General features: G+C 41.3%; 17 protein-coding genes and 1 riboswitch. Of the genes, 11 read left to right on the top strand and 6 right to left on the bottom strand.

The window, feature by feature from the left end; all coding sequences use genetic code 11:
- Positions 1–2 precede the first annotated feature (2 nt).
- Complete coding sequence (gene scpB, locus B6K08_RS06730) at positions 3–557, top strand: SMC-Scp complex subunit ScpB (protein WP_234985273.1); 555 nt, start codon at positions 3–5, stop codon at positions 555–557.
- Positions 558–629: 72 nt separating this feature from the next.
- Here the strand turns inward: scpB and rsmH are convergent, their stop codons facing one another.
- Positions 630–1,724, bottom strand: coding sequence for a 16S rRNA (cytosine(1402)-N(4))-methyltransferase RsmH (rsmH, locus tag B6K08_RS06725; RefSeq protein ID WP_080325755.1), 1,095 nt, complete (start codon positions 1,722–1,724; stop codon positions 630–632).
- Positions 1,725–1,842: 118 nt separating this feature from the next.
- Between rsmH and B6K08_RS06720 the strand changes: the two genes are divergently transcribed.
- On the top strand, positions 1,843–2,865 hold the full coding sequence (locus B6K08_RS06720; RefSeq protein ID WP_080325754.1) for an alpha-hydroxy-acid oxidizing protein: 1,023 nt from the start codon (positions 1,843–1,845) through the stop codon (positions 2,863–2,865).
- A 96-nt stretch (positions 2,866–2,961) separates the two neighbouring features.
- Here the strand turns inward: B6K08_RS06720 and nadE are convergent, their stop codons facing one another.
- Positions 2,962–4,845, bottom strand: a complete 1,884-nt coding sequence (gene nadE, locus B6K08_RS06715; RefSeq protein ID WP_080325753.1) for an NAD(+) synthase — start codon at positions 4,843–4,845, stop codon at positions 2,962–2,964.
- 241 nt (positions 4,846–5,086) lie between these two features.
- On the opposite strand from nadE, the gene B6K08_RS06710 reads away from it, so the two are divergent.
- From B6K08_RS06710 to B6K08_RS06690, 5 genes are all read left to right on the top strand, one after another.
- A complete protein-coding gene (locus tag B6K08_RS06710; protein ID WP_080325752.1) occupies positions 5,087–6,328 on the top strand; it encodes a hypothetical protein in 1,242 nt (413 codons plus the stop codon).
- 132 nt (positions 6,329–6,460) lie between these two features.
- Positions 6,461–6,937, top strand: coding sequence for a Cys-tRNA(Pro) deacylase (gene ybaK / locus B6K08_RS06705; protein WP_039207972.1), 477 nt, complete (start codon positions 6,461–6,463; stop codon positions 6,935–6,937).
- 118 nt (positions 6,938–7,055) lie between these two features.
- A complete protein-coding gene (gene thrC / locus B6K08_RS06700; protein ID WP_080325750.1) occupies positions 7,056–8,540 on the top strand; it encodes a threonine synthase in 1,485 nt (494 codons plus the stop codon).
- Positions 8,541–8,760: 220 nt separating this feature from the next.
- On the top strand, positions 8,761–10,362 hold the full coding sequence (gene pckA / locus B6K08_RS06695; RefSeq protein WP_027397081.1) for a phosphoenolpyruvate carboxykinase (ATP): 1,602 nt from the start codon (positions 8,761–8,763) through the stop codon (positions 10,360–10,362).
- A gap of 198 nt (positions 10,363–10,560) precedes the next feature.
- On the top strand, positions 10,561–11,289 hold the full coding sequence (locus B6K08_RS06690; protein ID WP_039211021.1) for a LytR/AlgR family response regulator transcription factor: 729 nt from the start codon (positions 10,561–10,563) through the stop codon (positions 11,287–11,289).
- Positions 11,290–11,347: 58 nt separating this feature from the next.
- Here B6K08_RS06690 and B6K08_RS06685 read toward each other — a convergent pair whose 3' ends face one another.
- Together B6K08_RS06685 and B6K08_RS06680 are read right to left on the bottom strand one after the other, a co-directional pair.
- On the bottom strand, positions 11,348–12,157 hold the full coding sequence (locus B6K08_RS06685) for a hypothetical protein (RefSeq protein WP_159446727.1): 810 nt from the start codon (positions 12,155–12,157) through the stop codon (positions 11,348–11,350).
- Between the two features lie 77 nt (positions 12,158–12,234).
- The gene (locus B6K08_RS06680; RefSeq protein ID WP_080325749.1) at positions 12,235–13,575 is read right to left on the bottom strand and encodes a GHKL domain-containing protein; all 1,341 of its coding nucleotides are present in this window, start codon (positions 13,573–13,575) and stop codon (positions 12,235–12,237) included.
- A 245-nt stretch (positions 13,576–13,820) separates the two neighbouring features.
- On the opposite strand from B6K08_RS06680, the gene B6K08_RS06675 reads away from it, so the two are divergent.
- From B6K08_RS06675 to B6K08_RS06665, 3 genes are all read left to right on the top strand, one after another.
- A complete protein-coding gene (locus tag B6K08_RS06675; RefSeq protein ID WP_039211011.1) occupies positions 13,821–14,474 on the top strand; it encodes an LptM family lipoprotein in 654 nt (217 codons plus the stop codon).
- 76 nt (positions 14,475–14,550) lie between these two features.
- Positions 14,551–14,751 carry a hypothetical protein gene (locus B6K08_RS06670; protein ID WP_027397086.1) on the top strand — a complete coding sequence of 67 codons (201 nt, stop codon included), beginning with the start codon at positions 14,551–14,553 and terminating at the stop codon, positions 14,749–14,751.
- A gap of 269 nt (positions 14,752–15,020) precedes the next feature.
- Complete coding sequence (locus tag B6K08_RS06665) at positions 15,021–17,024, top strand: clostripain-related cysteine peptidase (protein ID WP_039211009.1); 2,004 nt, start codon at positions 15,021–15,023, stop codon at positions 17,022–17,024.
- A gap of 23 nt (positions 17,025–17,047) precedes the next feature.
- On the opposite strand, the gene B6K08_RS06660 is transcribed toward B6K08_RS06665, so the two are convergent.
- Positions 17,048–17,542, bottom strand: a complete 495-nt coding sequence (locus tag B6K08_RS06660; protein ID WP_039211007.1) for a hypothetical protein — start codon at positions 17,540–17,542, stop codon at positions 17,048–17,050.
- Between the two features lie 18 nt (positions 17,543–17,560).
- Positions 17,561–18,415 (bottom strand): DUF3990 domain-containing protein, encoded by an 855-nt coding sequence (locus tag B6K08_RS06655; RefSeq protein WP_039211005.1) that lies wholly within the window; start codon positions 18,413–18,415, stop codon positions 17,561–17,563.
- Positions 18,416–18,637: 222 nt separating this feature from the next.
- Positions 18,638–18,813, top strand: a riboswitch (cobalamin riboswitch).
- Positions 18,814–18,990: 177 nt separating this feature from the next.
- Here B6K08_RS06655 and B6K08_RS06650 point away from each other — a divergent pair.
- A complete protein-coding gene (locus B6K08_RS06650; RefSeq protein WP_039211002.1) occupies positions 18,991–21,156 on the top strand; it encodes a TonB-dependent receptor plug domain-containing protein in 2,166 nt (721 codons plus the stop codon).
- Positions 21,157–21,176 lie beyond the last annotated feature (20 nt).

Genomic DNA, 21,176 nt, shown 5'->3' with positions numbered 1-21,176 from the left:
TTATGGGTGAACTGACTGGAGCTCTGGAGGCTGTGCTGTTTGCCAGTGGAGATCCGGTGTCAGCACAGCAGCTGATGGAGATTTTTGGAATAGATATGGAGAGCCTTGATGAGTTGGTTGAGGCCCTGCAGAAGTCTCTTGATGAGCGGGGCAGCGGTATTATGGTTCAGCATGTTGCCGGTGGTTGGCAGCTGGCCACCCGTCAGGAGCTGTTTAACTATGTGGAAAAGCTGACGGAAACCAAGGAAAAGAAGCTATCTGCTGCAGCTATGGAAACCCTGTCCATCATCGCCTTTAAACAGCCAATTACCAAACAGGAGGTTGAGCACATCCGCGGTGTGCATATTGAAAAGGTGCTGGCTAAGCTCATAGAGCTGGAGCTGGTGCGGGAGCTGGGGCGTAAGGATGTTTTGGGAAGGCCGATACTTTACGGTACCACTGATAATTTCCTCAAGTGCTTTGGCCTAAATGAGCTGACGGATTTGCCTGATCTTCCTACAGTGGAAATTGATGACAAGGAAATAGAGCAGCTTACTCTTATAGATGAAAATCAGTGATAAAATAAATTGGACTGTTCCGTTGCTGGAGCAGTCCTTTTCTGATGCCTTGATATACGCTTAAATATGAATTTATTTGACTGCCCAGCGCAGCTTGGTGGAATGGGCTCGGCTGTTATTATAGCATTCTTCCTTGCTGGGTCTGATAACCTCTGTGGAAATATCACTGTAAATTCCAGCTCTTTTTAAGGCCTGGAAGGTTTTTTTCACAATACGGTCCTCACCGGAATGGAAAGTAAGGATAGCTGCTCTGCCTCCATCTCTTAAGGCATCGGGCAGCTTTTCCATAAACTCATAGAGAACCTCAAATTCGTGGTTTACATCTATACGCAGGGCCTGAAAAACTCTGGCAGAGGATTTCTTAATGGCCATGTCCCTTTCTTCTTTGGACAGCTTCACCTTTTGCAGCGCCTTGATGATTTCCTGATGAAGGGCAACAGTGGTTTCGATTTTGATGCCCCGTTTTAAATCGTTGCAAATCTGGCGGGCAATTTCCTCAGCGTAGGGCTCATCAGAGTTTTCAATAAACATTCCTGCCAGCTCGTCTCTGTCCACTTCCTTAAGGCGTTCTGCAGCAGAAATTCCGGATTTTGAATCGAGTCTGAGATCTAGAGGACCATCTGCTTTATAGGTAAAGCCACGTTCTGGGTTATCTATCTGCATGGAGGAAACACCCAGGTCAGCAAGGACGAAATCAAAGCCTCCTACCTCCTGGGCCAGCTTATCTATTTCACAGAAGTTCATCAGCCTTGGGGTCCATATATCTTTCCCAAAACCATCCTTTCTAAGGCGGGCTTCTGTTTTGGCTTCCTCAATACTGTCAATGTCACCGCTATATAGATGCCCCTTGCCCTGCAGCTTTTCCAGCATGGCTCGTGTATGGCCACCGTACCCCAGTGTACCATCAAAGCCCTGCTCTCCGGGCTTTATGTTCAGCACCTCAAGTATTTCCTTTACCATAATAGGAATATGCATACCAGCAGGAGTGTTGCCCTTGGCCATAACATGCTTTATTTGGTCGCCATATTTGTCTGGATTCAGCTCCTTGTATTTTTCGGAGAATTTTTTAGGGTATTTGCCACTGTAGCGGACACGTCGCTTATGGGGAGTCTGGCTCTCCTGTGGAGCCTCCTGTTTTACAAGATTTTCTTTATCATTAGTAGTCATATATACTCCTTAAAATTGTCGCAATTATTTAAAAATTAAGTATTTTTTCCTTTATTATACGTTGCTTCGGATATTATAATATACAAAGAGAGTTTTGTGTAGTATAAGGAGGTTTGTTATGAATTTTTCAGAGGTTATTTCCAAGGCCAAGGAATGTATTGGGGATAAGTGCCATGCCTGTCCCGTGTGCAACGGACGTGCCTGCAGAAATGTTATGCCAGGTCCCGGCGCCAAGGGCGTGGGAGATACTGCTATCCGCAATTATGACAAATGGCAGGAAATCCGCATAAATATGGATACCTTATGTCAGGGGAAGGCTGTAGATACTTCTCTGAGCCTTTTTGGAAAGAAATTTAAGGCACCGTTTTTTGCAGGACCTGTAGGCGCAGTAACGCTTCATTATAGTGATAAGTACAATGATGTAAGCTATAATGAGGTACTGGTAAAGGCTTGTGCGGAAAATGGTATTGCTGCCTTTACTGGTGACGGCGTGGATGCCGGGGTTATGCAGGCGGCCACCAAGGCTATAGCAGCTAATAAGGGAATGGCTGTGCCAACGGTGAAGCCTTGGAATATTGATACCATAAAAGAAAAGATGGCTTTGGTAAAGGAATCTGATGCCTTTGCTGTAGCAATGGATGTGGACGCTGCCGGTTTGCCATTCCTTAAGGGGATGAATCCACCAGCAGGACCAAAGAGTACAGCTGAGCTGAAGGCCATTGTTGAAGCTGCAGGACGTCCATTTATTGTAAAAGGGATTATGACTGTCAAGGGTGCCTTGAAGGCGAAGGAGGCTGGAGCTGCTGGCATTGTAGTGTCTAACCACGGCGGCAGAGTTCTGGACCAGTGTCCAGCCACAGCTGAGGTGCTGCCGGAGATTGTGGAGGCTCTTAAGGGTTCAGGGGTCAAGATTCTTGTAGATGGCGGTATTCGTACTGGTACTGATGTGTTTAAGGCACTGGCCATGGGTGCTGATGCTGTAATAATAGCCCGTCCGTTTGTAACTGCCGTATATGGCGGTGGTGAAGAAGGGGTAAAGGCTTATATTGATAAAATTACAGGGGAGCTAGAGGATACCATGAGTATGTGCGGTGCCTTCTCCCTGACGGAAATTGATGCAGATATGGTTAGAGTGCCATAAAAATTAAATAGACGTATACCATAAAAAAGTAAACGCACTGGTGGCTGAATCAGCTATCAGTGCGTTTTAAGTATCATTAGATGTATAAAATGATGATTATTTTAACAGTTCTTCCTTAATTCGGCGATACTGTCTTGTGTAATAAACTCCATTTTGAGCTTCCCTATGGTCAAAGCCGTAGGCCCTGCGGCTAACGGCAATAATAGGAGGGGCCTGAATACGCTTGGCCACAGCCATGCCGGTGAACTGCTTCCACCAGCGTTCCAGATCCTCGATGAAATCCTTGTGGGTAGGGAAGCATTTTTTTACGATGCCCTTTTCACAGCCCAGCTTTTCCTCCAGCATACCATCACGGTACCAGCGAATAATATCTGCAGGAGTAGCCTTTTCCCAGCGTTCAACAAAGCTCCTGAAAAGATAGTCATGGTATGGATATTTTATCGGATCACCCTTGCCCTCGTCCACATTCTGTGCAGATGATAGCTCAGCACTTGGAACAATATCGATGGTAGCCTGCGGAATAACCTCTCTGCCATATACCTCTGTATTCATGTAGCGGGCCAAATCATATACCTGAAATTTCCAGAGATCAGCCAAAGCACACAGGAATCCTGACTGGTCACCGTAAAGGGTGGAGTAGCCTACGGTGGTTTCTGCTTTGTTGGCATTGCATGTAAATCCGCCACCAAAAGCAGCAGCTATTCCAGCTAATATTCTGGCACTACGGTCACGGGCCTGAATATTTTCAGCCACAAAGGAGCTGACCTTTAAATTTTGTACTGAGTTATCCTTCATAAAGGTAACAGGAATGGTTTCCAGTTGTTTTATGGTATGATCCACAGATTCCTGTATTGGCATTATCATGTAGTGACAGCCAAGATTTTCTGCCAGCTTGTGGGCAAGTCCCTTGGTGGTTTCCGAGTTAAATACACTTGGCATGTTGACCAAAAGTACGTTTTCAGCACCGAGGATGTGAGTATAGAGGGCTGCCGCCACAGCAGAGTCAATACCGCCTGATACGCCGATAACCACCTTGTTCATGTATATATCCTTTAGGAAGGATTGAACGCCGTACTTGATGGAATTGAATATATTGGCAATTTCAGGCTTAGACTGCCATTTGGCTTCAGGCATATTATTAATTTCTTCCAGTTCCACATAATTAATACCTTCAACGTATTTCGCCATGCGTACTACAGGATAGCCATTGCTGCTGTACACTGTGCTGGAGCCGTCGAAGGTATAAATAGTCTTACCGTTATTTTGAATGCCTGTATTGTTTACATAAATCAGTGGTGCGCCGTTATCCTTGGCCTCCTTGCTGAAAATCATGCTGCGCTTTTTATTTTTGCCAACAGTATAAGGTGAGGAGGAAATATTTACAAAGAAATCTACGCCCTTTTCCTTGAGAAAATCAATAGGGGCGTAGTTGTAATTATCACTCCAGCCATCTTCACAAAGGAAGCCACCAATGGAATACATCTTACCATTTATATCCAGGCGAACAGGAGAGATAAGATCATTTACATTGACATTTTTTTCCTCTGCCAGCTGTTTTAAGCTATAAAAATGACGAGTATCATCAAATTCACGATAATTTGGCATCAGTGTTTTGATGACAAAAGGATATGGCATATTATCCGGTGCTACCAGCTTGCCATGATATGCTGTGAAGAGAGCATTGAACTTTCTTGGACGGCCATCAGTATTTTTCTTGTTCCAATCCACTGCAACATTACCAAAAATAATAGCCATGTCCTTGGATGCTTCGATGATATCCTGGCCGCATTCCTCACAATCCTTGATGAATGCAGTTTGTTCCCAGGTATCTCCCAACAGATAGCCTGGAATGGACATCTCAGGGAAAATGATAAGATGTGCCGAATTGCTTTTGGCTTCCCATATCATTTCCAACATTTTTTTGGTGTTTTCATCAGGGTGACCAGGAATAATCCGAAGCTGTGCTAATGCAATTTTCATTAATACCCCACACTCCTTTGCATAAAATGTTTTTATGTTTCCATAAACTTATTCTGATAAATATATTGTAACAGAAAAAGAAGGATTTTTCAGATTTTAAGCAAATATTTAGTATATATCTGATACTGTAGTTTTATTTAAGAATATATTAAAGTATGTTACAATAGAATTAACTTATTATAGAAAGGCAAAAGGATTTGCTTTTTGGACACTAAAAGGATTTGGAAGAAGTGGTGGATATATGAATTATAAAGGCGCACTTATAGTTGGCATATTATTGGAAATACTGTTGGCTGGAGCTGCGGCTGCTTTTTATTTCCTATACTATGTTCATACACCTGCATATTCTATGAATGCATTGCAGAAGGCTGTAGTTAGTCATAATACTGAGGAATTTCAGAAATATGTCGATTTGGATGCCGTGTTAAACAAAGGAGCCAATGATCTCAGCAAGCTGATAGATGCGGACAGCCCGGATAAGCAGATGATTCTGGATGGCAGTCTGGTTGAAAAGACCAAGGAAGATATTTTATATTTTGTAGCAAATGAAAAGTGGCCGAAGGAGGAGAATGTTTCTCAGGTAACGGCCTTTCAGGACAAAATTGGTCTTCGTACCATGTCCATGAGAAAAATTGAATATGTTTCCAAGGATCCTGTCATTGAAGCTGATGAGGGTGGGGAAGCAGCTGAGGGCTCAGAATCCAAGGCCCCGGAAACAGCCACAGTGGCTGTGAGAATATTTGAGCCAAATTATGGTGACAGCTTTGTTTTGAAGTTTAAGATGCGTCAGACTGATGATGAAACCTGGCAGATTTACGACATTATAAATTATGCCGAGTTCGTGGATGCCCTGGTTAAACAGAATGACCGGGACATGAAGCGTTATGTGGATAAGGTTCGTACAAATCTAAAAAATACAGAGGACAAATTTGCCGAGCTGAAAAAGAAGATTCCGGAGATAAATAAGGACTGGATTATAGAGGCCGAAAAGATTATGAAGGAATCCTGTGAGGGCCTTGATGAGCTGAAGGTTCCAGTTGGTGGAAAGCATTTGGAGAGCCTTCTTGCAGAGCGTAAATCCATTTTCTATGAAATGATGGATGACTACTATACCTCCCTTAACCATCAGGAAAAGGTGGAGGATTACAAGAAGCATGCTGAAGAGCAGGCCAAGGAGGATGCGGCCAAGGCAGCCAGAGGTGAAAAGGTTAAGAAACGCCGTGCCCCTAATTTTGAGGCCCAGGCTACGAAGATTAATGGGGAAGTATCTGCATCAAATAAGCGGTGGGAAGAAAATAAGGCTGAAATTGCCAAGATTATCGGTCCATCCGAGGAGGTTCGGGCCCGTGGCGTAAGGGCAATGCGAAACAATGACGATGCTGCTGTAAGGGCTGCAAATTACCCTGGTGCCGATGCTGAGGTCGGAATGGATTTTAGTCCGGTTCGGGCGGAGAACCTGCCAGAAGTATCTGCTATTAAATAAATAGTAAATTTCAATAGTAATTAGTATACAAAACGGTAATAATTAACAATAAAAGTCTGTATGTACAATACAAATGTCTTGTGATATACTTATGTAGTGTTTCGAGATATTATGAGACAGGAGTATTCGATTATGAAAATTAAAAAGACAAATGCAGCACGCATATTGGATAATCTGAAAATACCTTATGACATAAAGACCTATGAGGTGGATTTGGACGATCTCAGTGCGATTCATGTTGCAGCCTCCACAGGAATGGATGTAAAAATGGTGTTTAAGACCTTGGTTTGTCGTGGTGACAAAACCGGTGTACTTATGGCCTGCATACCTGGGGATGGTGAACTGGATTTTAAAGCCCTAGCAAAGGCTTCAGGCAATAAGAGCGTTGAAATGGTTGCCCTGAAGGAAGTGCTGGGGCTTACTGGTTATATACGGGGTGGCTGTTCTCCCCTTGGGGCCAAGAAAAATTATCCTGTTTTTCTTGATGAATCGTCGGGGAATTGGGATACCATCGCCATAAGTGCCGGAATCCGTGGACAGCAGCTTCTCTTATCTCCGGATGATTTGGTAAAGGCTGTAAATGCCATTTTGGGAAAGTTAATTAGATGAACTCATCCACCGCCCTTACAGGACTAGCTTTGCGTCGCAAGCAGTACACCGACGGACTTTGTCCTAGTACCGTAGGTGCTTCCCCAGAGGGAAGGCATTAAAAAGGAGTGAAAATAATATGAAATATATCAGCACACGTGGAAACAACCAGAAATTATCTTCAGCAGAGGCTATTATTAAGGGGTTGGCTGATGATGGCGGTCTTTTTGTACCAGACAGCATGCCCCATGTGGATATGGCATTTATCGAAGGCTTACAGCGTCTTTCCTATCAGGAACGTGCCGTAAAGGTTCTCAGCCTTTTTTTGACAGACTATACACAGGAGGAAATTGAGGGCTGTGTGAGCCGCGCCTATGGTAATGGTAAATTTGATGATGACGCTATTGCTCCTGTAAATTTCTTAAAGGATGTTTCCGTGCTGGAGCTTTGGCATGGACCTACATCTGCCTTTAAGGATATGGCCCTGCAGCTGTTACCTCAGCTCTTGTCCACTGCCTTGAAGAAAACTGGTGAAAAGAATGAAGTGCTTATTCTTGTGGCCACCTCCGGTGATACCGGCAAGGCTGCACTGGAAGGCTTTAAGGATGTGGAGCAGACCAAGATTATGGTTTTCTATCCTGATAATGGTGTCAGCCGTATTCAGCGTTTGCAGATGGTTACCCAACTGGGCAGCAATGTGAATGTTACTGCTGTAAAGGGCAATTTTGATGATGCCCAGAGCGGTGTAAAGGCTATTTTCAGCGACAGTAAATTCAATGCCCAGCTCAATGAAAAGGGAATTTCCCTTTCTTCAGCAAACTCCATAAACTGGGGGCGCCTGGTACCTCAGATCGTATATTACTTCAGCACTTATGCAGATATACTTAACAAAGGGTGCATTAAGGCTGGGGATAAGATTAGCTTTGTGGTACCAACAGGTAATTTTGGCGATATTTTGGCGGGCTATTATGCCATGTCCATGGGGCTTCCTGTGAAGAAGCTCATTTGTGCTTCCAACACCAATAATGTACTTACTGACTTCCTCAACACTGGAGTTTATGACAGAAACCGTGATTTCTTCAAGACAATCAGCCCTTCCATGGATATACTTATTTCCAGCAATCTGGAGCGTCTGCTTTATCATGTTACAGGAGATGCAGCCAAGGTGGCAGGATGGATGAAGGAATTGGCTGAAACTGGAAAATACGATGTTGGAGCAGAGGTACTGTCCAAGATTAAAGAGGTATTCAGCGCAGATTGGTCTGATGATGAGGCTACAAAAGGTATGATAAAAAAGGAGTATGATATGGAAAAATATATTCCGGATCCTCATACCGCTGTTGCCTGGAATGCCTTTTATAAGCTGGATGATCAGAAAAATGTTGTCATTGTTTCCACAGCCAGTCCGTATAAATTCAATGAAAGTGTTCTTACAGCCCTTGGTCAGGATATTGATGGCAAGGATGAATTCCAGCTCTTGGATGAGTTGTCCAAATTAAATAGCTTTGGAATACCAGCGGGATTGGCTAAGTTAAAAATGGCTAAAATTTCCCATGAAAACACTGTAGAAAAGGGAGAAATGCCTAAAAGTGTATTACAATTCGCTGAAAATAAGAAAAAGTAATAGGAACTATAACCAGATATTATCATAAAATAATACTTAACAATTTTTGACAAATTGCCTTAAAACGACTAAAATACAAAAAGGATATTCCGCTAGACGGAATTGTGTTTATCTAATCATAAATGTCATAAATGATTTGATTTGAGTCCTGGGTCGAAAGACTCAGAGGGGTAGCAGATCATTGTGGCAGAATAGTTAAAAGAAAGAGGTAGATAGCAAAATGGCAACACTTGACTTGACTAAGTATGGTATCACTGGTACTACTGAGATTGTTCACAACCCTTCTTATGAGGTACTGTTTGAGGAAGAAACTAAGGCTGGTCTCGAGGGTTTCGAGGTTGGTACTCAGACTGAGCTCGGTGCTGTAAACGTTATGACTGGTATTTACACTGGCCGTTCTCCTAAGGACAAGTACATCGTTATGGACGCTAATTCCAAGGATAAGGTTTGGTGGACTTCCGAAGAGTACAAGAACGATAACCATCCTATGTCTGAGGACGTATGGGCAACTGTTAAGGATATCGCTAAGAAAGAGCTCTGCAATAAGAAGCTCTATGTTGTTGATGCTTTCTGCGGTGCTAATAAAGATACCCGTATGGCAGTTCGTTTCATCGTTGAGGTTGCATGGCAGGCTCACTTTGTAACCAACATGTTCATTCAGCCAACTGCTGAGGAACTTGCTAACTTCGAGCCAGATTTCGTTGTATACAACGCTTCCAAGGCTAAGGTAACCAACTACAAGGAACTCGGTCTGAACTCCGAGACTTGCGTAGCTTTCAACACTACTTCCAAGGAGCAGGTAATCATTAACACTTGGTACGGCGGCGAGATGAAGAAGGGTATGTTCTCCATGATGAACTACTTCCTCCCACTGAAGGGTATCGCTTCCATGCATTGTTCCGCTAACTGCGACATGAACGGCGAGAACACTGCAATCTTCTTCGGTCTCTCCGGTACTGGTAAGACCACTCTGTCCACTGATCCTAAGCGTAAGCTCATCGGTGATGACGAGCATGGTTGGGACGACAATGGCGTATTCAACTTCGAGGGTGGCTGCTATGCTAAGGTTATCAACCTGGACCCTGAGTCTGAGCCAGACATCTATGGCGCTATCAAGAGAAACGCTCTGCTTGAGAATGTAACTGTTGACGCTAACGGCAAGATCGACTTCGCTGATAAGAGCGTTACCGAGAACACTCGTGTATCTTATCCTATCAACCACATTAAGAACATTAAGGAAGGTTCTTCCGCTCCAGCAGCTAAGAACGTAATCTTCCTCTCCGCTGATGCATTCGGCGTTCTGCCTCCAGTTTCCATCCTGACTCCAGAGCAGACTCAGTACTACTTCCTCTCTGGCTTCACTGCTAAGCTGGCAGGTACCGAGCGTGGCATCACTGAGCCAACTCCTACCTTCTCCGCTTGCTTCGGTCAGGCATTCCTCGAGCTGCACCCTACTAAGTACGGTGAGGAGCTCGTTAAGAAGATGACTGCCAACGATGCAAAGGCCTACCTCGTAAACACTGGTTGGAATGGTACTGGCAAGCGTATCACCATTAAGGATACCCGTGGTATCATTGATGCTATCCTCAATGGCGACATCAAGACTGCTCCTACCAAGAAGATTCCTATGTTCAACTTCGAGGTACCTACCGAGCTGCCAGGTGTTGATCCTAAGATTCTGGATCCTCGTGACACCTATGCAGATGCTTCCGAGTGGGAGACCAAGGCTAAGGATTTGGCTGGCCGCTTCATTAAGAACTTCGGCAAGTACACTGGCAACGCTGCTGGTAAGGCTCTTGTTGCTGCTGGTCCTCAGCTGTAATATTAGCTTCTTGCTAAAGTACAATGCTTTAAAAACTGAGAGAGTCCCTTTGGGGGCTCTCTTTTTTTGCTTTATTTCACGACAGAAAATGGACTCTGGTAGTAGAAAATAACCTTTTTTTGTTATAAAATAATACTTATAAAGTAGGTGTTTTTCTGTTTACCCAGATAATTTTGATAAAGCAGGGAGCATATAATTATGAATATTGCCATTGTTGACGATAATGAGCAAGACCGTAATGATGTCCTAACATATTGCCAAAACTATATTCATACAAATTTTTCCCTGGAGGAAAGCTCTGTTCACATCACGACCTTTGATAGTGGTGAGGCTTTGCTGGCGAAATACGATGCCGGTACCTTTGACCTGGTTATTTTGGATATTTATATGACGGGAATAACCGGTCTGGAAACGGCCAAGAAAATCCGTGAATCTGATAGCGAGGTCAGCATTATATTTTTAACCTCCAGCGATGAACATATCCTTGAGGGGTATCGGGTATTTGCCATAGGATATTTCATAAAGCCATTGGCAGAGCACCAGAAGGAATTTACCGAGACCTTTGATTTTATTTTCCCGAAATTGCTAAAAAAGAAAGGTGGCATAACCTTAAAGGTCAATGGATCTCCTATAGATATTTCTTATAGTGACATAATTTACATTGATGTCTTTGATTCCCATAATATAAATTTTCATTTGGATAATAAAGTCCTGGTGTCACTTATGTCTTATGGGGAGGCATGTGATATATTGCTGAAGGATGAGCGCTTTTTGGAGTTCAATCATCGAATGATTCTCAACATGGACTATGTGGAGAATATGGAATTAGAGTCCTTTCGTATGACTGATGGCTCTGAGCTTTCTATAAGCCGTCGTAAGCGTCAGGATGTAAAGGTGGCATATATGAACCATATAATCAACAAGTGAAGTAATAAAAAATGACCTTATCTGTTAGTTCCGGCAGATAAGGTCTTGTTTTTTTATGTTATTTGGTGTTTTCTGAGGTATGCTCCAGCAGGGACTTTTGGGCAGCAATATGATTTCTGATGCTGTCGTAGTCACCCTTTTCCAATAAGGCGTAAATCAGTCGGTAGCTGTGACGCATATCGTGGCGTAATACGGAAAGGGCTTTTTCATTTTCCTGCATCAATTTTGTGTGTTCCTTTAGACTTTCACGCTGTTTTGTAAGTCGTTCCTTGTTTTCCATTAGCTTTTTGTGCTGTTGTTCTTCACTGGAATTGTAATGCACAATGAAATAGACAATGAAGAAGAACAGAGGAATGGCCAGTCGGCTTAAACGGTCACTTAATTCTGGCAGGAAGGTCACATTGGATATAGATATCAAACATCCCACATAGAAGGAAATAGGTAAAAATGCTATATACCAGCGAAGCCTGGTGTCGGATACAAATTGCTCGTCTGGCAAAAGACTGGTAAATAGCTTTTGCCCCCAAGGATATATAAGCAAAAACAGGAATATCCACAAAGTGAGTTGTAGTGGCAGCAATATGGCTGTCATGTTGGAATAAATCAGCGTTAGGATAATTCCGGAGCTGGAATGGAGCATAAAGGCGTAGAGAGCCTGAATACCCAATACAAAAAGATGCTGTGGCAAACGGTGGGGGATATGAATTACTGAGATAACTAAATATGGAGTCATACCAAAGAAAAAGAGCAGCTTATATGTTGCCATAGTTATTCCCAGTGAATAGGTAACTGAAAAATTAATAAGCAGTCCGAAAACGCTCCATATCAGCATATTGCGCCATAAGGCACTAGCTTCTTTTCGTTCCATAATCTGGCTGAAGGGCAAATATCGTATATAAGCTCCCGCCAATTGTATTATGGTAACCAAAAGGGCGTAGGAGAATGCTAGCATGATATATCATTCCTCCAATATAAGAACATACTTACCTGATTATTATTTTGGGTAAAGGTGGCATAACCATGATACTTTTCCAAAAACATTTTCAGGGACACCATACCAATGCCATGTCCTTCTCTGGTGGCACGGGGCAGTCCCTCCTCGTCAAGATTAATAGGCGTGGAGCATGGATTGGTTATGGATATTACACATTGCTGGCCGTTATGTTGTATTTTAAGCGATATTTCGAGATTATTATACCCCTTCTTCTGCTCCTTGATGCAGGCCTGAAGGGAGTTTTCCAGCAGATTGGACAGCAATATGCTCAAGTCATTTTCATCAGTATTGAAATTAGCAGGCAGATTGACCTTTGGAATAAACTTTATTCCCAGCTTTTGGGTTCGGGAATTGTAAATGGAAATGGCGGTGTTGATAATTGGCGAATCAGAATATGAAAGAATGACGGCAGAGGGCAGCTTTTGCTCCTGTTTTTCCAGAAATGCTTTTATCTCGTCCCCTCTTTGGGCATCAACCATGTCCAGTAGTCGGTCATAGCTGGCAAGAAAGCTCTGCCGGAACCTTTTTATCATGGTTTTATTTTTTTGTAGCATAAGACGATGTTCTATCAAGGAAACCATCTCATTAGACAGCTGTTGATTGTCAATCAGCAGCAGCTTTTTTTCGTTGTATTGCTTTGCAGCGATTTGAACATAGTGATAACAACATAGGAAAACAAGGGGAAGATAAAATCTGGATAAACGTTGCTCCCATGAAGATAAAAGGGTATTGTCAATGGTCATAATTATGTGAGCAATGAAAATTGAAAGAGGCAGACTGGCAATATAAAGACCAATATTTTTATCCCGAAAGAACTCCTCAAGTGGCAGAAGCCGGGAGAAAATACGCCGCTCTATAGGAAGCAGCAGAACAAACAGCAGGATGTTTATTAAGGTGAAAAGCAGTGTAGTCAGTATATAATGCAAATCATTGAAAAAAATAATTAGGATAAAGCTGCTGAGGGTATAAAGGAAAAAGCTCCATATTCCGGACATTCCCAGTACAAAGATATGAAGGGAAATATGACGGGGGATCGCCAGAAGAAAAATAAAAAAATAGGGAATCCAGCCAAGAATGAGCAGGGTCTTATATGTAATGGTACTAAGAACTAAATCATTTAAAATGTTGTAATAAATAAAGCAGCTTAGGACGGCAAAGCCAGTCACTGAATACCATAGGCGCTGGATATCCTCTTGGTTCATTTCTTTTTTAAACGCCAAAAATCTGAGATATGTATGAGCTACCTGGAGCACAGTTATTAAAATACATATTGGAATAATAAGATTATCCATCACGAACCTCTTTAATAGAAATTAGCTTTTGATTGCTCGTTCTATAACAAAAAAATCATAGAAAAAAAGTCAATTGGTCTAAAAATCGACCACTTTTTGCAAAAATCGACCACTTTTTGCAAAGTCGTTGAAATTGATTGAATATTTTTTTAAAATTAAGTTGTCTAGTGGGGGGGAATATTCTTCTCCTGAGTAGACAATACCATGATGGGAAATAATATTCAAGTTCAGGGAGGAAAAAGAAAATGATGAAAAAATTGCTGTTAGGGTTGGTGGCTTTGATTGCCATTTTCGCTATCGCGGGCTGCGGCACGGAGAAGCCAAAGGACAGTGCCGACAAGGCTGTTTTAGGCTATTCTGAGATAATGGCCTATGGCGTATCAGATAGCATGGCAGCAACTGGTATGACAAAGGCTCAGGAGGAGCAGATTCAGGAGGCAGTAATTGGCGATTTGCTGAAGGCTTTTGCTAAGTTCCCACTGAATGATGCAAATGTTGAGGATATCACTGCTACATACATCACCAAGATGAAGGCAGCTATGCAGATTAAGACCAAGATAAAGACAGATGATGCTGAGCATCCTGTAGTAGAGGTAACAGCAAATGTTCTTGATCAGGCAGGTGCTGCAAAGCTGGCTGAAACTAATGAGGATATTATTGCTCTTGGCGTTGTATTGGGTACCCTGCAGGCTAATGGCTATACTGTTGAGCAGTTCAAGCAGGATCCGGATTTCCAGAAGGCTACTCTGGAGTGCATTGAGAACTACATCAACGAGTTCCCACTCAAGATGGGTCAGACCTATGAGTGCAAGTGCGAAATCGTAAAGGGTGACGATGGCAAGATGTATTGGGCTCCAGTTGATGTTGAAGGCCTGAAGAAGTTTGTAAACGGTTTGTAATTTTATGATTCTTTGAGACACTGTCATGGTATGAAAAAGGTAAAAGTAGTTTTACGAATTGAGAGGAGATTATAATATGAAAAAGTTTAGTATGATTTTGGCAGCTATGGTATTTGCTTTGGGCGCTCAGATGGCTAGCGCAGCTTCTTTGGACTGCAACGTAACTTCTTCCAACTACGCTTTAATGGATGAGGAAGTTGAGCTTATTGTGGATGAGCCTGTAGAGTCCGGTGATGTTCTCGTGGACGAGGACGGCGACGTTTGGGTTGTTGAGTAAAATTTAACCTTCTTAATATTTTAAGTTAAGCACCTGCCAGTATTTTCTGGTGGGTGTTTTTATTGTATTTTTATCGTATAACGAGCTTTAAGATGTCCCCTTCCTCTTTAGGTGAGGGAAAACAAACTACAACAGCTGGTGAGCATATCTCCCTGCTCGTTGAAACGCTAATTGGATGATTTTTCTTCTAAAGAAGAAAAATTTGAACAATGGCGTTATAATACTAATATAGATTTTTAGTAAGTGGATTGAAAAATCGAGGTGGAAAAATGAAGGTTGATATTTGGCGATACTTTAGAAAATTCCTTGTTTCGTGGATTATTATGGTTGCCGTCATATTGACGGGACTGGGGTCCAATGGCTCTTATGAACGGGCCTATGCTAATCCTTATGCTTATAATTCCAGTGATAACTGGGTGGTGTATTGGTATATTTGTGGCTCGGATCTGGAGACAGAGTATGGATCTGCCACAACCGATATAGAGGAGCTGTTGGATGTAAATCTTCCTCCAAATGTAAAGGTTGTTTTTCAGACCGGAGGAAGCTATGAATGGCAAAATGATGTTATGGGGAATAATGTAATCGGTCGTTATCTCTATGATTCCAGTGGTTTGCATGAGCTAGAGCTGGCACCTGATGCTGATATGGGCGACAAGAATACCCTTCAGAATTTTTTGCAGTTCGGCAAGGATAATTTTCCTGCTGATCACAGGGTATTTGTATTTTGGAACCATGGTGGCGGCACCACAGGCGGTGTTTGCGTGGATGAACGAACCGATAATACCCTTAATTTAAATGATATACAGAATGCGTTTACAGATGTCTATGGCACTTCTCAAGGAACTCCTCCGTTTGAATTGGTGGGATTTGATGCCTGTTTGATGAGTACTTACGATGTGGCAAATATGCTTAATGGTATATCCAGATACATGACAGCTTCTGAGGAAATTGAGCCTGGTAATGGTTGGAATTATACTGGTTGGGTCGAGGCTCTTGCCCAAAATCCTGCCATGGATGGTGCTACTTTGGGCAGGTCTATTTGTGACAGCTATATGATTGGCTGTGAGGAATATGGTACTGAGGAAACAGCTACTCTTTCCGTAGTCGATTTGTCCAGGGTTCCAGCTGTAAAATCAGCTTATGAATCCTTTGGTGTAGAAGCACTTACTCAGGCCAAGAATAATCCTCAGAAATTTTTCTCCGACTTTGGACGTGATGCACAGCGGGCAGAAAATTATGGCGGCAACACCAGGGAACAGGGGTATTCCAATATGGTGGATCTTGGTGATTTGGCCTATAGGGCTCAGCATATTATGCCGAGGACAGCCCCACAGTTGATGAATTCTATTGACAATGCAGTTGTATATAAGGTTCAGGGCAAATACCGTCGGAGAGGAAGCGGATTATCCGGCTACTATCCTTATGATGGTGATGTGGATAATTATTCCAGTTATGTTGCCCAGGACGCAGCTTCTTTTGCTCATAAATGTTTGTATTATTATTTGCTCAGTGGTGAATGGCCGGAGGAAGCAGATGAAGTTTTAGCGGGTAACCAGAGCAGCGTAACGGTGCCTGTTCTACCAGCTCAGCCATCTCAAAAGCTTTGTGATGTATCCCAGCTGGAGGATACTCCAGTGTACATAGATAATGCGGGTATTTCCTATGTTTCTTTATCTGAGCAACAGATGGATATGCTTTCAGCAGTTCATTGTCAGCTGGTATATATTGATGAAAAAGAAGATATCTTGTTGGCCCTTGGCAGTGATTCCAATATAATCGGTGATTGGGACAGTGGTATTTTTAAGGACAATTTCTATGGTAAATGGCCAATGCTGGATGGACATCCTGTGTATGTGGAAATCACCACAGAGGAGGATAATTATAACATTTATTCCATTCCTATAAAGTTAAATGGTGTGGAATGTAATTTGCAGGTTTCCTATACATACAACGATGAAAAATATCATATCATTGGTGCCTGGAAGGGTATAGATGATAATGGTATGGGTGATCGTCACTTTATGAAGCTAAAAGCAGGTGACACCATTACTACTATTCACTATGCTATGCCTCTTTCTTCTAACACAAATGAGTATGTTCCAGTGGAGGCTGAAACCTTTACTATTGGCAGTAACCCTGTATTTGATGACGCTGAAACAGGGGATGGACTCTATGGCTATTTCTTCGAGTTCGTAAGTCCTACCGGTGACAGCTCTTTCTCACAGATGGTTCAGTTTACCATCAAAAATGGAGAAATTACAACTGACGTTTAATAAGGTACACAAAAGCGCAGGCTTTAGTAGTCTGCGCTTTTTTCTCGTATTGTTTTTAGTATCTGTAACTGTCTATATATTTCCTCATCTTCGTCTAGTTTTTGATTATGAGCTTCTAATATTCGTTCAATGGCTTGAGCCGGATCTATAGTGTGGTATGGTAAATATAATTGACGAAGTTCTTTAGGTTTTACGATTTTGTAAACCTGTAGGGATGATTTCTCGTATGTGTAGGAAAAGTATCGGTAAATATATCCTATCCAATATAATTCATCAGCAGAAAATTTTGTTTTCCCGTAATTGGATGGACCATATTGTTCCTCAACTCTTTCCAATAAATCATTGGCCTGGATATTGGTTTCCAAGATATCACCACTATCCAAAACTTTGGATATTTGACTGTTCATAAATCTTCGTATGAAAATCTCTGAACTCATAGATAAGGACTCAGCTGATAATTCAAAGGTTTTAGCCTGTAATTCACATAATATAAGTCCGCTTTTGTCTATCTTCTTCATGGTATCATCACCACCTGATTATTTAAGTATTTCATCAATATAATGCCCTTTGCCTCTGTATTTTATTCGGGCTAATTTAACTTTATCATCACCAAGCTTGGTATCGGCTGACCGTATGTTTTTGTAATGATTTCGCTCATTGTTTGAAACATAACATTTTTCAATTAGCTTTAAATTTCCTAGTGATTTTTCGGTAAGAAATACATACTGGTATCCCAAATTGGTTGCAGCAAGACAATGCTTGCATTGTTCATCAGTTATTTCTCCGTATATGAATGAATTTATTATCTGGAACATCCTGTTATCTGCTATAGGGGCAATGATATAATCGTAAAATCTTGATTCTTCAGCCAACTTTTTTATTATGGGATGATTTTTATATTCATCTAACGCCCCTCGATAGTAGGCTATTGTCATCATCCATTCCTGGTCAACGCTATATTGTTTATGTGTCAGACCTGTATCAAAAAAATCTATCAGATAAACACAGGATTTATCAAAGCCTGAAATAAAGGATATGGCCTGTTCGTATTTTTCACCTGTATAAAATCCTTGCCCAAAATCATTGTTTCGACGACTTTTTTGAAGGTCTATATTTCCTACAATTTCACTTTTGGCTCCATGAAATAGAAGTTTATGATTGGGAGACAGGTTATCAAGCCATAGCATTTCTTTCAGCTTATTTAAGTTGATATTATTTTTAAAGGCATAGCCATAGATGGTTTCCAGAATTTTGGCGGAAGGGGTAGTTTTGCCAATTTCATTTCTTGATATTGTAACTTGTTCAATACCTATTTGTGATGCCAACTCTGACTGGGTCAATCCTAATATTGCCCTGATTGCTTTTAAGTCATCTGGAAAATTATACTTCATTTCATCTCACCCCCCACCTAAACTTGCTTATATCATATTACTTAAACAAGTTTAGGTCAACTTATTTATATCATATTACTTAAACAAGTTTAGGCCAACTTATTTATATCATATTACTTAAACAAGTTTGATGATACTTGTTTAAGTATATAACTTATAGTAATTTGATTTGACAATTATAACTAAAAATGTATAATAAATATTGTTGGTATTTAATCAAAATTTAATAATTTAGGAACAGGTGCCGTGAGGCTTAATAGAGAAGCTGGTCAAGTCCAGCACGGTCACGCCACTGTAAGAGGAGCGAAGCTATAGCTTTAGCCACTGGAGAAATCTGGGAAGGTATATAGCAGAGCTATGAATCAAGTCAGGAGAACTGCCTGTTTAACAATCACCGTTTTTTCCTACGAGCGATGGGAAGGGATTATATCATCCTGTTAGTAATAGCAGTGTTTTATATGTCTTTTCTTCCATATTGGTTGAAAAGTTTTTTTATTTTCTTGTTTATTATGGGATTTGCGGTCTGGATTATTCTATGACCGTTTTTTTTATTTTATGTGGAGAAGGAGAAGGTTATGAGTAGTAAGAAGAAAAAGTATTTATCATTAATTGTTGCGTGTTGTTTGGTTACATGCTCCAATAGTGTATTTGCTGAGGAACCAATCGATGAGGATGTGGTTGTATATGGTGATAAAGAAAACCCTATAATTGAAAATCCATATACAACAAAGGGGGACACTAATGTAATTACTCGTGAGGATATTGAAAAGCATAATTATAGTTCTGTTGCTGATGCCATCAAAAATGTTCCAGGTGTATTAATTGCAACTCCTGGGTATAAGGGCGGAGAATATGGATATTCTTCATTTAACTCGGAATTATCAATAAATGGTGAAAATGGAATTGTTGTTCTGGTTGATGGTGTACGTGTAGATAATGATGCCAGTGCCTTTGCCGGGACTAAGGCAAAGGTGGATCTTCATACATTGCCGGGTATTAATGATGTGGAGCAAATCGAAGTAATTAAAGGTACCGGTGCAGCTATTTATGGTGCAGATGCAGCCGGTGGTGTACTTAATATAATCACCAGAAGAGGTACTGATAAGCCAAGAAGTACCTTGGAGATAGCTGGTGGCTCCTTTAATCATTTTAAGACCGCATTTACCCACACTGGTTCTGCCCAGAATGGTTCAATACGTTATTCCTTTGGCATTTCCAGAGATAGACGTGGCGACAGCAAATATCATGATGCTGCTACTGGCAAGGATTATACGTTTAATAATACAGGGTACGTTGATGAAAATATAAACTTTCACATCACCAAGGACTTTGATGCAAAGCAAAGTCTGACTTTAGACTATAGTAATGTTTATGAATTGGCTTACTATCCAATAACGGCGCCAGATTATGCTAATATCAATTCTTTTTATAACGGAACAATGGCTGCTATTGATCCGATAACCCATAGATATACTGGTTTAAGCAGTAAAGTGCCCGGCTATAGAAATATTTTTCTTTATGATGCCTGGTTAGGCTCCTATGATGAGGTCAGAACTCAACGAATGTCTGCAAAGTATGTATTTAATAAGACAGATGAAAATGCTGAAAGCTATGTGAGAATTTTCCGTAATACATCCAAGTATAATATGGTGGATTATTCCTCTATTTGGAATGTGCCATATACTTATCTTAATGAATTTTGGGATGCAGCCAAGGATTCAGCAAATTCACATCGTGATACCGAGGAGACTAAGGGGATTGCTGTACAATTGGCAAATCATATTGGTAACAACAGCCTGACCTATGGTGCCAGATATGCTTTCAGCTACTATAAATATTCTGATGGCAGGGAAGATAAAGAAGCTGACAGAAAGTCGTGGAATATATATGCCCAGGATAAAATCAAGGTAAGTCATAAGTATACGGTTACTCCTGGTATAAATTATTCTTATTATAGCGAAGGTGAATATGCTGGAACAAAGATTAGCAGCAGTAATCAGTTTACCTTCTCCCTGTATAACAGCTATGATTTTGACAGTACTACCAACCTTTATGCATCTGCCAGTCAAATTTTCAGGCCAGTGACCTCCTTTGATTTGTCACGTCAGGCTGAGTACGATAAGCTGCAGGATGAAAAGGGCTGGAACTGGAATGTAGGTTTAAGCAAAAGATTAAGTGATAAGGATTCTGTGGAAATTAACTATGCAGTTACCGATATGACCAATGCTATTGCCAGATATAGTGTTCTTAATGAGGCTACCGGCAAATGGCAGACCAAGGCAGTAAATGCTTCCCGTATGAAGCGATCAATGAATCTTGGCTTTACCCATAAGTTTGACGATAACTGGTCTTTCAGTGGTACCTATAGCTGGGTAAATGAGAACTATCATGCTAAAAATACCCATATTAACCCTGATGGGACTACTGATGATATGATGATCAACAAGTTCCGTCCACGGAATGTATATAGATTTCATTTAACCTACGACAAGGAAAAGTGGTTTGCTGATTTGGCATGTAGCATTTATTCCGGTAATGACACACGGTATTTTACTTCTGGCAGCTTTAATGTGTGGGATCTTGCTCTTAACTATCGGTTAAACAAGGATTTACAGCTTTACTTAAATGTAAATAATATTACCAATGCTGCGTATGAAACTAAGGCATTGGCAAGCTATAGCACTGGAGCATTGCCAGAAATGGGCAGAAACTTTATGTTTGGTGTTAAATATTCATTCTAAGAAATTATATTGTGTAAGGC

Origin of the sequence: Anaerovibrio lipolyticus DSM 3074 (assembly GCF_900141865.1) — a bacterium.
Lineage (GTDB): Bacteria > Bacillota > Negativicutes > Selenomonadales > Selenomonadaceae > Anaerovibrio > Anaerovibrio lipolyticus.
The sequence above is the reverse complement of the archived record's forward strand: the minus strand, read 5'-3'. Positions and strand labels throughout refer to the sequence as shown.